Source organism: Nocardia sp. CA-135398 (assembly GCF_050955845.1).
Taxonomy (GTDB): Bacteria; Actinomycetota; Actinomycetes; order Mycobacteriales; family Mycobacteriaceae; genus Nocardia.
On sequence record NZ_CP192084.1, the window covers coordinates 5985850 to 5998353 of the forward strand.

The following is a 12504-nucleotide window of genomic DNA, read 5'->3' on the forward strand; positions in this document are numbered from 1 at the left end:
GCCGAGACCACCTCGAAGGACCGTCTGGTCAGCACCGCCCTATTCGTCGACCACCAGACCCCCGCCGAGGTCGCACTCGAGCCCGGCTCGCGAAGGCCGACGAGCTCCCCGACCGCGCTGCCTGCCGAGGTTGTTGACCTCATCGTGCGGGTCCGCAAGCAACTGACCGACGCCGGTCACGACGCTGGGCCGGAGACCGTCACCAGCCACCGGCATGCCACCGCCCGCGGCGCCACCCTGCGCCGACAGCTCGTCACCGTCCCCGCCCGGCTCGCCCGACCACAACGCCGCCACATGCCGCATCTGCCCCACGCACTGGCCCTGGACCACACCATGGACAACCCTCTGGGGCGCCGCCTTCGCCACCGGCCCACCAGCCACAGCTTGATCAGGACACCCACCCACCAGTGTCCGACCGGAGACAACAATCGGAAAAGCTGGGCAGACCAGCCGGTCAGCCTTGCCCAGCAGGTTAAGATTTCTGCGTGAGCTCACGCCTGGGCCCTCGACGTCGAGGAGAGCGGGTCGGTCCCCCGTTGAACCGGCTCGTCGCCCGCAGGCAAGACCTCGACGCCGCTTTGCGGGCACTGTCGCAGTCGCGGCTGCTGACCTTCACCGGACCCGGCGGCGTCGGCAAGACCAGGCTTGCCTTGGAGATGGCATACCGCGCACGCGACAAATTTCCCGACGGTGCCTGGTTGGTGCGGCTCGCCGATTTGAGCGTCGGCGCCGAAGTCTCCGAGGTCGAGTCGGCGATCGTCAGCGCCCTTGGTATCAGCGACCAGTCCGCGACCGGCCTACGCGAGAAGCTGCTGTCCTTCCTGCCGGACCGCAGACTGCTGTTGGTCCTCGACAACTGCGAGCACGTCCTCGCGGCAGTGCGGACGACGCTGCCGGTCATCCTCCGCGAGGCGCCCCAAATCCGCGTGATCACCACCAGCCGAGAGCAGCTCGGTGTCGTCGGCGAAGCGCTTCGGCCGGTGCTACCCCTGAGCGTGCCGGAACCGGGCACGCCGGCCGAACAGCTGATCACCGACGGGTCGGTGAGTCTGCTCTTGGAGCGTGTCAGCGCGGTCGATCCGAATTTTGACATCACCGACGACAATGCTGCGGCCGTCATTGGGCTGTGTCGCTTGCTGGAGGGTTCACCGCTGGCTATAGAACTTGCGGCGGCCAGACTCCGAGCCCTGACGGTCGAGCAGGTCATCGAGCGATTCAGCAAGCGGTTGACATCATTGACCGCTTCGGATGCGCGCTCCGCGCCGCGTCATCGGTCACTGCGGTCAATGGTGGACTGGAGCTACGAACTGTGCCCGAAGAGCGCGCAGGTGCTATGGCGACGGCTGTCCGTGTTCCCCGGCACGTTCGACCTCGAACTTGCAGAGCAAGTCTGTGCGTTCGGCGAATTCGGCCCCGATGACGTGATCGATGCCATCGATCGGCTTGTCGCCCAATCGATTTTGCTTACCGACCGCAGTGCGACTGCGATGCGGTACCACGTCGGGGCGGTCGTGCGTGAGGTGGCCGCCGAATTGGCCGACCAAGCCGGCGAGACCGATGAATTGCACCGGAGACACCGCGATGCGATGCTGCGACGGGCTGGGCAGATGTTGCAGCAATGGTGTGGTCCGCATCAGGACACACTCATCCTGCGGATGGAATTCGATCACCCAAGCTACGTGGCAGCAGTGCAATGGAGCGCCACGACGGCCGGCGAGGAGCAGACGGCGCTACAACTGCTGGCGTGGCTGCGCTACCACTGGCTGTCGGGCGGACGCCTCGCGGAAGGCCGTATGCGAATCGAGTCCATGCTAGCGGCTGTGCCAGAAGCATCGCCTGCGCGCGCGGACTGCCTGTGGGTCGTCACCTGGATTGCTTTGTTGCAAGGTGATCAGGACGGAGCCCAGCGCTGGCTCGATGAGCTCAATGTACTTGCCGAGCAATTGAATGACGGGATGTTCGACGCGCATGTGCACCACTTGAGGGCGCTGCTCGCGATATTCGCCGGCGATTCTGCCGCCGCCGCGAACGGCTTTCGGCTCGCTGCGGAGGGGCACCACGCCCGTCGAGATCATGAGATGGAGCTGACGGCTCGTTACATGCTTGCCGGCGCGCTTTCTCTCGACGGCCGCGCGGAGGAAGCGCTGGCCGAAGCCCGCGAAACCGCGGTCGTGTGCGAGAAGACCTATGGCGAACGATCTGCGCGCGGGTACGCCGAGTGGACGGCCGCCGTGGCGCATTGGACGTTGGGTCACCTTGATGAGGCAGAACGATCGGCACGTCAGGTGTTAACCATGCGGCGAAAACTCCCCGACGGTTTTGCGGTCGCACTCACGACCGAGCTGCTGGCATGGATTGCCAACGACCGCAAGCAATTCGCCCGGGCGCGTGTTCTGTCACGTACCGCGGCTGACGTGTGGCGCTCCATGGGTACCACGATCGACGCGTTCGGCCCGCAATTGTCCGGTTTCGCCGTGGCCCACAGCCCACATCAGACCGAGCCTTCTTCGATCCAGCGAAATGGTGAAAGTCCCCTTCACCATTTCGACGAGGTGATCGATTACGTGCTCGGTGTGCTCGACGGGGCGCATAGATCCGCACGCTTACCGAGTGAACCGTTGACGAAGCGAGAAATCGAAGTCGCTGCGCTGATCGAAACCGGTCTTTCGAATCGCGGGATCGCAGAGCGGCTTGTCATCTCGAAACGAACGGCCGACGGTCACGTTGAGCGGATACTCGCCAAGCTGGGTTTCAGTTCCCGAGCTCAGGTGGCCGCGTGGATGGCGAGCCGAGCCTCCTGAAATCTCACACCCGTCCAAGGTTCATCCCACCGTCGACGGCGATAGCGGTGCCGTTGACGCTTCTCAGGCACGACTCATGATCCTCCAAGCCCATGCCTCCACGCTTCGGGGGGAGCCTCACCCCGAGGTGACCGATCCGCGTGGCATGGCAATTGGCGTCGACCAACCTCACCTGCCGGCCGCCTCAACGCTAGAAACCGGTTCGCGAATGCAACATGGCTCAGGGCAAAGACAGGTATGCCCACAGGTATGGGGACGGGTACCTCAACCGATGTGGTCTGCGCCACTTCGGTCGATGCTGTGAGGGGTGTCACTCAGTGACGCAGTGCGGTGACCTTGTAGGCACCACCGGGTAAGGCGCCCCTCCTTCGCGGGCCGCATACCCATGAGCGGGCAACGTCACCGCCGAACCCTGTCTGCGGAAGGAGTCCTGACGCCCACTCCTCCCGAACGCATCGAATCAGGTCGTCTGATGACCTCCGCCGAAGCCCACTGCGACCGCCGGCGCCGGGACGGACCTGGTGTCAATTGGATACCTAGAGCGGCCAGTTTCTGCCCCCTCCTAAAACGCCACCGACCAAGACGAGGAGAAACCAATAAATGGATCAGCCCATCGCTGTGTCGCCTGTTGAGCACACTGCAGCTATCCCGCCGGACCCGAAGGAAGAAGCGACGCGGCCGCCGGCCAGCGATCTGTATGACGTCATGAGCACGATGCGCGCGATGCGCCGACTCAAACCGGAGCCGGTGCCGCGTGAGGTGATCGAACGGCTGATCCGGGCTGCGTCGTGGGCGCCCAGCGGCGGCAACTCGCAGACCGCTCGCTACATCGTGGTTGACGACCGAACCCAAATCGCGCGAATTGCGCCGCTGTGCAGGCGAGCTCAACGCTTTTACATCACCGCGCAGGCCGACGCGTGTCCACCGACAATGTCACCGGAGCAGTTTCAGCGCACGCTGGCGGCGGGGCAGCATCTCGCCGACCACTTCGAAGACGTGCCCGCGCTGATCGTGGTGTGCTGTGATGTGTCGTCAAACATGCACGCTTGGCTCGCCCATACTGGGTCGGTCGCACGTGCTTTCCGAGACCTAGGTATCCGCCGAGCCGTGACCGGCGGTGCGAACTTCGCCAAGTTCGGACGCCTATCCATCGCCGCCAGCGTCTACCCGGCGGTTCAAAATTTGCTCCTGGCCGCCCGCGAGTCCGGCCTGGGTGCCAGCCTGACCACCACGCATTTGATGTTTGAGCGCGAACTCAAAGACATACTCGGCTTACCACGCAACGTCCGTACATTCGCCCTCGTGCCAATTGGTTACCCCCTCGGTCGATTCGGCCCAGTCAACCGCGCCCCTGTCGAACACTTCCTGCAGTGGAATCACTGGCAGCAGCGGCCCGAATAGGGTGTGCCGGTAGACGGCACAACGGCTGGCCAGCGATACATAATCAGGGTGCACGGGACTCGTGAAGTCACTGCTTGGACCGCTCCGGCGAAGTTGGAAGCCGGAGTGGACAGGCCGCGTCTCTCGCGTGCCTTTCGTTCAGTGAAAGACCGATGTTGCATCGATCTCTATAGCTACCCAGGGTGACGCGTTGAGACACGATGCGCACCCAGTGCTGGCGGCCGGCCAGCCGGAAGGTGTTGCGGATCAAGTGGATGATGCAGGTCTGGACCGTGGCCAGCGGCCACACGTTCCCCACCACCTCCGGCAGGCCTTTTCAGGCCGTCGCAGACCAGGAAGAACACGTCCTTGGTGCCGCGGTTGCGGATCTCGGTGAGCACACAACATACACCTCGTCGAGCGGCCGGCTCAACCACTCCTGCATCTCCGCGACCACCGCGTCGGTGATCCGGGACACGGTCTCCTTCGACAACGACGCCCCATAGATCTCAGCGAAATGCTCATGACCCACAACAGCTGGCCTGCAACGCGAAGCCACTTGGATGTTAGCCGCCTTGTGTGCTGAGGTTCCGGAGGATCTCCTGCGCCCAGGCGGCGGGCACTGCGTCCGGTCCCGCCACGTGCGTCGCGCTCATCCCGGTGAGCAGCATTCTGGTGGCGAGGAAGCGACGCGCCTCGGTTTCTGGCGCTCCGGTCAGGTCGCGGATCAAGTAGTAGATCCCGCCCAGGCGGGCCCTGACTTGGTCGCCGATCGCCGGGGCAGTGCTGGCCGCGAAGCCATGCAGCAGCAGTTGGAGCAGTTCTCGTTCAGCCAGGAAGAGACTGTAGCCGCTGGCTAGCGCTGCCAGGGCCGCATCGGGGTCTGCTTCGGGCACCTCCTTCGACCGTGCCATACGGAAGATCTCCTCGATCCGGTCGCACACTCGGTGCAAGGCGGCCTCGAAGAGGTTCTGTTTGGTGCCGAACAGGCGGATGACGTACGGCTGTGAGACACCGGCGCGCCGAGCGATCTCATCGGTCCCGGTGGCGGTGTAACCGGATTCGGCGAATGCGGAGATCGCCACGCCGAGCACCTGCTCGCTCCGTTCGGAGGCGGTCATCCTGGTCCTGCTCGCCATAACACTCCGGATACAGCCGTAGTTAATCAGTCGATTAAAACAAGGCTCGAGGCCGAGTCCGTCCCCTCCGTGTGCAGACCGTCGCGCCCGCGGCCACCGGCGGTCGCAGGGTCGCTGCCTCGTGGTGCAGATTGTCCGGCACCACTTCACCGGCCGATGTCCGATCACTCGATCACTGTGGGTGGCCGCAGGCCTGCACGCGTCATGATCACCTCACACACTGGATACCACCGACCGCGGTCGCCGAGACGGGGCCGAATCCATGGTCGATGAACTCATCTCATAACAGGTCGGTGCATCATTTCGTCGTCAAGCGCGCTCAACGACACGCCGTGTCCGACGACTATGTGCAATTTCTCCGCCACGCAACGTGGTTCGGGCGGAGGCCGAGCGTCGGCGATGCACGAATGACGGACTCGGTCGAATTCCGGTCACCCATTTGATTGTGGTGTCACCTCGAGCCGAGAACAAGCGGACGATCGGGCGACCCGCGGCGCGGTGTGCCTTCGGATCTTTCCGAGTCGGGCCAGCCTGTGTAAGCCTCTGCGAGGTACCGCGACCCAGCATCCGACCCAACCAGTGCCTCCAACTCGCCGATCTGGCGACGGTCATCGAAATCCGTGGCTTCGGGCAGTCGATGCAACATCGTTGTCATCCAATAAGAAAACTGTTGCGCCTTCCATACCCGCGAGAGTGCGCGCGAGCTGTACTGCTCCAATGCTCGTGGATCGTTCTCACCGATCGCGCGGCCGAGCAATTCGGCGAGGATTCGGACATCAGCGAGGGCAAGATTTAGTCCTTTGGCTCCCGTCGGTGGCACCGTGTGGGCGGCATCACCGGCAAGCAGCATGTTGCCGTACCTCATCGGTTCGTGGACGAAGCTGCGGAATGGCAGGACGGATTTCTCGATGATCGGACCTTCTCGCAAACTGAATCCATCCGCACCGGCGACACGGGCTTGCAACTCGTGCCAGATCCGGTCATCGGACCAGTCGTCGATATTCTCGGTGACGTCACACTGGAAGTACATGCGTTGCAGAGTTTCCGTGCGTTGACTTATCAGCGCAAACCCGCGATCCGATCGGGCATAGACGAGCTCGGGCGCACTCGGGGGCGCTTCGGCCAAGATGCCGAACCATGCGAACGGGTACTCACGGAAGTACCACCGCCGGTGCGACTCCGGAACCACGAACCGACAGTGACTCCGCGACCCGTCTGCACCGACGATATAGCGACATCTGAGCTCGTGCCGCCTACCATCGGCGTCGGTGAAACGGATACGTGGACGGGGTTCGGTAAGATCGAGCACCTCGGTTCCAGTCACCCCGAAACGGACATCACCACCATCTCGCTGTCTGGCATCAGCCAAGTCGACGAACACGTCGGTCTGCGGGTAAAGCCAGGTGGAAGCGCCAACCAATCCTTGAAAGTCGATACGGTGGCTCTCTCCGGCAAAGCGCAGGTCAATGCCCTTGTGCTCATGCCCGTCACGCAACACGCGAGAGACTCCACTGTTCACGAGCATATCGACACTGTCGCGCTCGAGGATTCCGGCACGATGAGATTGCTCGATCTCCTGACGAGTGCGGATATCGATTGCAACGGAGTCGATGCCGGCTAAAGCCAGCAGATGCGACAACATCAGTCCCGCAGGACCGGCGCCGACGATACCGACTGCGGTGTCGGTGATGGTTTGCTCTGTCACAGTGATGCCCTTCGTTTACGGTGAATCGCGTTCGCCGAGAACATTCCCAGTGGTGCCGAATTGACTTTGGGCGAATGATTTGATTGCCGCCCACGGGCGTCGTCGCCTCTCGTCGCAAGCAGGCGAGCCGCGTTGAACGGGGTGAAAGCTAAGCCACGCGCCACTACTGCTGCGGGAACGAAAGAGACCCTTCCATGGATCCAGACGCGCCACACCGAAAAGCGTTTCCCACCCACTAATCATCGGGTGCTGAAAATCTTGCCTCTAGCTTGGACCGCCGTCGCCTCGCAAAGGAGCGACTTTCCATTGAATGAGAGGAATATTGTCAACGGTCAATTCCTTCTCCAGCTCCGCATCCGCCAGCAGCCGCTTCAACTGGGCGTTCTGCTCGCGCATCTCCTTGACCCCTTGGCCGCCTCGGTGTCCACGCCACCGTACTGGCGGCGCCAGTTGTACAACGTCGCCGTCGACACCCCGATCTCGGCGGCTACCTCTTCACCGGTCTTACCGGCGGCGATCAGCCTCGTCGACACGGCGCAGCTTCCGCACGATGTCCCCCGCGGAGCTGCTTTGCGTCCTGCCATTTTCCTCGGCTGAGTGTCCCTTCTCGGCCCTCACCAAGCGGCGATATCGGCCACCTGGACGAAGACGGCTATCTCTTATATCTGACCGTGGTGCCGACACGCTCATCTCGGGCGATGTCAATCACGACCCGGTTTCCTGAACTAATCCCCGATTTCGCGGTTCGCCGCAGCACAATACCTGTTGCCGATGTTGTATTTCGCAGCCGAGTAAGTCGAAAGTTTCGATCCCCGCGAAAGCATTGTGTACGTGCCTCGTAGCTCAGCGGCCGGTGAACTGCGGCTTACTTTTAGCCAAAAGTGCCTCGACGCCGATCTTGTGATCGAGTGAAGCACTCGTGAGAGTAATCTGCGTCGCTTCGAACTCGAGGGCATCGTCGAGTGTCGAGGTGGCAGCTCGGTTCACCGCGGCCTTGATCGACGCCAGCGCTACGGTCGGCCCCGCGGCGAATTCAGCGGCAGTGTCGCGAACAATATCGCTGAAATCCTCGTCGTTGACCACCTGATGAACGAGACCGAGGCGCAGCGCGTCTGCCGCCGGGATGAGTCGAGGGCGTAATAGTAGATCGAGGGCCGCTGCGTGCCCGATCACGCGAGGTAGTGTCCAGGAGATCCCGGTGTCGCAGGCCAGTCCGATCCCGGCGAATGCGGTAGTAAACCTTGCCGAGTCGGCGGCTATGCGGATATCGGCGGCAAGCGCCAGTGACAACCCCGCTCCCGCGGCCGTCCCATTGATCGCCGCGATCACGGGTTTCGGCATGGTCGTGATCGCTCGGATGATCGGGATGTAGTGCTCCCTGACCGCGTCGCCTGGTGAGACGCTCTGCTCGCCGGACTGCATTTCATTGAGATCCTGGCCGACGCAAAAGGCCTTTCCGGTTCCGGTGATCACCACAGCGCGAACATTCGGGTCGCCACCGGCGGTGTTCAGAGCGGTCAACAGTTGGGTCTTGGCCTCGAGGTTCAGGCTGTTGAGGCTGCGCGGCCTACACAGCCGAACAGTCGATACGCCGCCCTCCGTGGAGCTGGCCACAACGGACACCGTTGTCATCTGGATGCCTTTCTCGTTGTTTCAGATTGCTTCGACGAGGTCGTGGTCTCGCACGGCGTGCTAAGTGATGCCAAGTGGTAGCGCTGGTCTCCGAGGAGATGGTCGATAACGGTGAGCCTGCGCATGAAGTGGCCGAGCGTGACGCCGAATTGCTTACGTGTGTTGAGGTATTCGGTCGTCAGATGCAGTACCCCCTGCCCATCGCACCGATTGCCTAGTGGCGGGTGTGAAGCGGCCAGAAAGAGCGGGTACGGCCATGGCGGGTCCTTCGAAGAATTCGTCTCGCAGCGGATAGGCCACGCAAGCAGTGCGCTGCGCCCGAAGATATCGCCGCCCTGACGTTTATGCAACTAGTTGCATAAACGTGTGCCACTCGTCACATGGACGTAGCTTTCATGCGCTTCGTGAGGAAGTCGTCTGATCATCACGCTGGCAGGCGACAGCCGTGACCCGGTCCGCGATCTGCCCGGTTGATGCTCTCTATCATGGGCCGGTGACACTGCAGTTTGCGATCCTGACCGCATTGGCCGAACGCGAATCGACTGGCATCGAGCTCGCTCGGCGCTTCGACCGATCGTTCGGCTACTTCTGGTCGGCCACACACCAGCAGATCTATCGCGAGTTGGATCGACTCAGCACCGGCGGCCTGGTCGCCGAGGTTGCCCAGCTCGAGGCCCCTGGACGTGGTCAGCCCAAGTGGTTCTCGATCACGCGTGAGGGAACCGCTGCCCTGCGCGAGTGGGTAGGTGAAATCTCTCAGCCGACTCCACCAAGGGAGGCCTTGATGGTGCGATTGCGCGCCGCGGCCGCGATCGGGTCCTTCGAGGACGTTCGCGATGAAGTGGCACACCATCTCGAGGTACATGAAAAGACGTACGCGACCTATCGACAGATCGAAGAGCGTGACTTCTCGGCCACTGGCACCGACGCCGAGAAGATTAGGCACACGGTCCTCAAGGCGGGGCTGGCAATAGAACGCGCCTGGGCTGACTGGTGCCGCGAGGCCATCGAGGCACTGGATGCCACACAATCACCAGTCGATTCTGGTTAAGTCCAGCAGGATGGTGTACGACCGGACGCCAGCGAATGTCTGAGCGTGTCGTAGCCGGATAGAGGGTGGTCACCGCGTGATGTCGGCCGGACTGCGCGCGATGCAGCATCCGCGGTACCCTGTGCCGGTATCGCGGCTCAAAGTCCCATGTTCTTGGCGATGATCGTCTTCATGACCTCGCTCGTGCCGCCGACGATGCGATTGACACGGTTATCGGCATACAAGCGTGCGATCGGATACTCAGTGATGTAGCCGTAGCCCCCGTGCAGCTGCAGGCAACGGTCGACCACCCGCGCCGACACTTCGGTGCAGAACAGTTTCACCGATGCCGCGTCTGCGGGAGTCAGCGAGTCGGAATCATATGCCTCGATTGCGCGGTCCACGACGGCCTCGGCCGCGTCGACGTCGGCCTGGCACGCCGCCAGTTCGAATTTGGTGTTCTGAAAGTCGGCCACGAGCTGGCCGAACACCCGCCGCTGCCGCGTGTAGTCCGCTGCGAACTGCACGGCGGCTTTGGCCTGCGCATAGGCCTCGACGGCGATCGAGAGACGCTCTCGGGGAAGGTTCTGGCCGAGGTTGTCGAAGCCTCGGTTCTGTTCGCCGATCAGATTCTCAGCTGGCACCCTGACATCGGTGAAGTTCAGCTCTACTGTGTCCCAGACATGCAGTCCTATCTTGTCCAGTTTGCGGCCCACAGTGAATCCCGGGGCGTCGACCACGAGTAGCGATATGCCATAGCGGCGATCGTTGTCCTTGGGAGGTGCGGTTCGCGCGCAGACGATCACGCGATCGGCGTTCATCCCTCCCGAGATGAACGTCTTGGCGCCGTTGAGTACGTAGTGTGTTCCGTCTTCGGAAAGCTTTGCGGTAGTGTGCATTCCGGCCAGATCCGAGCCGGTGCCCGGTTCGGTCATCGCAATGGCGAATATGGTCTCACCTGTGACGAAGGTGGGCAACCATCGTTGCTTCTGCTCCTCGTCGGCGAGCTTGGTCAGATACGGTAGACACAAATAATTGTGGGAAACCAGGCCGCCGAAGCTCACACCTGCGCGGTGGATTTCCTCAGTAACGATGGCGGCGAACTTGAACGATTCGACACCCGCGCCGCCGTATTGTTCGGGTACCTCGACGCCGAACAGGCCCAATTCCGCTATCTTATATGCGAACTCGCGCGGAACGATCCCAGCCGCACACCACTGCTCATATACCGGCACCACCTCCGCCTCGATGAACGAACGCACCGTTTTGCGGAAGGCTTCGTGGTCGGCATCGAAAATAACTCTACGCATGGGCATTTCCTACTCGATCAAAGGTTCGCCTTGGCGGATGGCCAGTAACAATCGCCGCGCTCGCAAAGGCAACCATTCCGGCACTCAATACACCACCGTTCTTTCATTCAATGAGAATGGTGTGAGCAATCGCTGCCGTCGTCCAAGATCAACGACTGGTGGCGCCGTAGAACGGCGAGCGCCGCGGATACGCAACCGGACGGACTCTGCGTAGTCATGCTCGACAGGGCGAGCTGCGGCCAAGCCTTACTGGGTCGATCCGCTCGAGCTGGCCCGCAGCCTGCCCGGCGTGGCCAGATCAGCGGGCCCGCCCTTGGTCGCCGCGATCGGGGACCCGACCCGGTTCCCCAACGGCAAGGCCTTTCGCTCCTACACCGGGCTTGTGCCCAAGGCATCCGAAACAGGCGACACCGACCGCAAGGGCCAACCATGTCCAAGGCCGGCTCCTCGCTGCTGCGCACCACCCTGATCCGGGCCGCCGACAACGCCCGACACCAAGACCCCCAGCTGGCCCGGATCTACTACGTGCAGATGGTCGAGCCACCGCCGCGCAATCCGAGCGAATCGGCGCCCTACTGTGCGGCTGGAGAGGCGGACCGAGTTTCTCGGCCGCTTTGCGTGCTTTCGCTACCTTGCCCGGGTCGGATACTCGACTGAGCCCTTTGTTCGAGCTGTCGTAGCTGTTCTCGCAGTTGCGAATTGCGCTCGAGAGCCCAGTCCGTCAACGGGTTGACCACGCCGCGCAGCGCGGAGATCGGCGCCCACCTACTGGGAACCATGATGCGTGGAGACCGCGATTCGAGGCCTTCCACGATACGAGCGGCGACGGTCTCGGGCTCGATCGCCTCCGCGAGGAAACGAGGATAGAGCTGCCGACGCATCGCGGTGACGAGATCGTTGCCACCGAAGGCGCTCTGCGCGATCGGCGTACGCACCCAGCCCGGATACAGCACGCCCGCAGTGGCTCCGTGCACGGCGAGTTCGGTGCGAAGTGCCCGGCCGAATTGTTCGACACCGGCTTTGGACATGGCATACGCGGCGTTGATCGTTCCGTTGAAGTACGCGTAGACCGAGGCCGTGACGAGCACATGGCCCTTGCTTGCGACGATCTGGGGCAGCGTCGCACGCACGGTCCGGACCACACCGAGCAGGTTGACCTCGATGATGCGCTCGAATTCGGTTGGGTCGCTGGTGAAGATGGTGCTGGGCGTGGCAGCGGCGATACCCGCGTTGGCGAAGGTGACGTCGATGCCGCCGAATTTCTCCACCGACTGCTCGACCGCGTCCGTCAGGCTGTCGGGGTCTGTGACATCGAGTGCGAGAGGCAGCACGCGGCTCCCACCCAGCCGATCAGCGAGCCGCTCCACACCATCCAGGTGTATGTCGGTGAGCACGACGTTGGCGCCGCGGGTGTGGAGTGCGATGGCGCTGGCGGCACCGATGCCGCCGGCTGCGCCGGTGATGAGGATCGTCTTTCCGGCGAGGGGCCAGATCTCGGACAACGTCT

General features: G+C 62.7%; 10 protein-coding genes and 2 pseudogenes. 5 read left to right on the forward strand and 7 right to left on the reverse strand.

What is annotated here, in order from left to right:
- Nucleotides 1-213 precede the first annotated feature (213 nt).
- The 3 genes and pseudogenes from ACQP1T_RS26370 to ACQP1T_RS26380 all read left to right on the forward strand — a co-directional run.
- Nucleotides 214-388: pseudogene (locus ACQP1T_RS26370) on the forward strand (IS1380 family transposase); the annotation flags it as partial.
- A gap of 148 nt (nt 389-536) precedes the next feature.
- Nucleotides 537-2801, forward strand: a complete 2265-nt coding sequence (locus tag ACQP1T_RS26375) for an ATP-binding protein (protein WP_433755762.1) — start codon at nt 537-539, stop codon at nt 2799-2801.
- A gap of 600 nt (nt 2802-3401) precedes the next feature.
- Nucleotides 3402-4202, forward strand: a complete 801-nt coding sequence (locus tag ACQP1T_RS26380; RefSeq protein ID WP_433755763.1) for a nitroreductase family protein — start codon at nt 3402-3404, stop codon at nt 4200-4202.
- 208 nt (nt 4203-4410) lie between these two features.
- Here ACQP1T_RS26380 and ACQP1T_RS26385 read toward each other — a convergent pair.
- The 5 genes and pseudogenes from ACQP1T_RS26385 to ACQP1T_RS26405 form a co-directional block, all read right to left on the reverse strand.
- Nucleotides 4411-4701, reverse strand: a pseudogene (locus tag ACQP1T_RS26385) (transposase); the annotation flags it as partial.
- Nucleotides 4702-4747: 46 nt separating this feature from the next.
- Nucleotides 4748-5302 carry a TetR/AcrR family transcriptional regulator gene (locus ACQP1T_RS26390; RefSeq protein ID WP_433755764.1) on the reverse strand — a complete coding sequence of 185 codons (555 nt, stop codon included), beginning with the start codon at nt 5300-5302 and terminating at the stop codon, nt 4748-4750.
- Nucleotides 5303-5771: 469 nt separating this feature from the next.
- Nucleotides 5772-7025, reverse strand: a complete 1254-nt coding sequence (locus ACQP1T_RS26395; RefSeq protein WP_433755765.1) for a 4-hydroxybenzoate 3-monooxygenase — start codon at nt 7023-7025, stop codon at nt 5772-5774.
- 371 nt (nt 7026-7396) lie between these two features.
- Nucleotides 7397-7609, reverse strand: a complete 213-nt coding sequence (locus ACQP1T_RS26400) for a transposase (protein ID WP_433755766.1) — start codon at nt 7607-7609, stop codon at nt 7397-7399.
- A gap of 259 nt (nt 7610-7868) precedes the next feature.
- Nucleotides 7869-8657, reverse strand: coding sequence for an enoyl-CoA hydratase/isomerase family protein (locus tag ACQP1T_RS26405; RefSeq protein WP_433755767.1), 789 nt, complete (start codon nt 8655-8657; stop codon nt 7869-7871).
- A 445-nt stretch (nt 8658-9102) separates the two neighbouring features.
- Here ACQP1T_RS26405 and ACQP1T_RS26410 point away from each other — a divergent pair, with 445 nt between their 5' ends.
- Nucleotides 9103-9708 (forward strand): PadR family transcriptional regulator, encoded by a 606-nt coding sequence (locus ACQP1T_RS26410; protein WP_433755768.1) that lies wholly within the window; start codon nt 9103-9105, stop codon nt 9706-9708.
- 137 nt (nt 9709-9845) lie between these two features.
- Here the strand turns inward: ACQP1T_RS26410 and ACQP1T_RS26415 are convergent, their stop codons facing one another.
- On the reverse strand, nt 9846-10997 hold the full coding sequence (locus ACQP1T_RS26415) for an acyl-CoA dehydrogenase family protein (protein WP_433755769.1): 1152 nt from the start codon (nt 10995-10997) through the stop codon (nt 9846-9848).
- A gap of 268 nt (nt 10998-11265) precedes the next feature.
- Here ACQP1T_RS26415 and ACQP1T_RS26420 point away from each other — a divergent pair, with 268 nt between their 5' ends.
- Nucleotides 11266-11466, forward strand: a complete 201-nt coding sequence (locus ACQP1T_RS26420) for a transposase (protein WP_433762364.1) — start codon at nt 11266-11268, stop codon at nt 11464-11466.
- 103 nt (nt 11467-11569) lie between these two features.
- Here the strand turns inward: ACQP1T_RS26420 and ACQP1T_RS26425 are convergent, their stop codons facing one another.
- Nucleotides 11570-12499 (reverse strand): short-chain dehydrogenase/reductase, encoded by a 930-nt coding sequence (locus ACQP1T_RS26425; RefSeq protein WP_433755770.1) that lies wholly within the window; start codon nt 12497-12499, stop codon nt 11570-11572.
- Between the last annotated feature and the right edge of the window lie 5 nt (nt 12500-12504).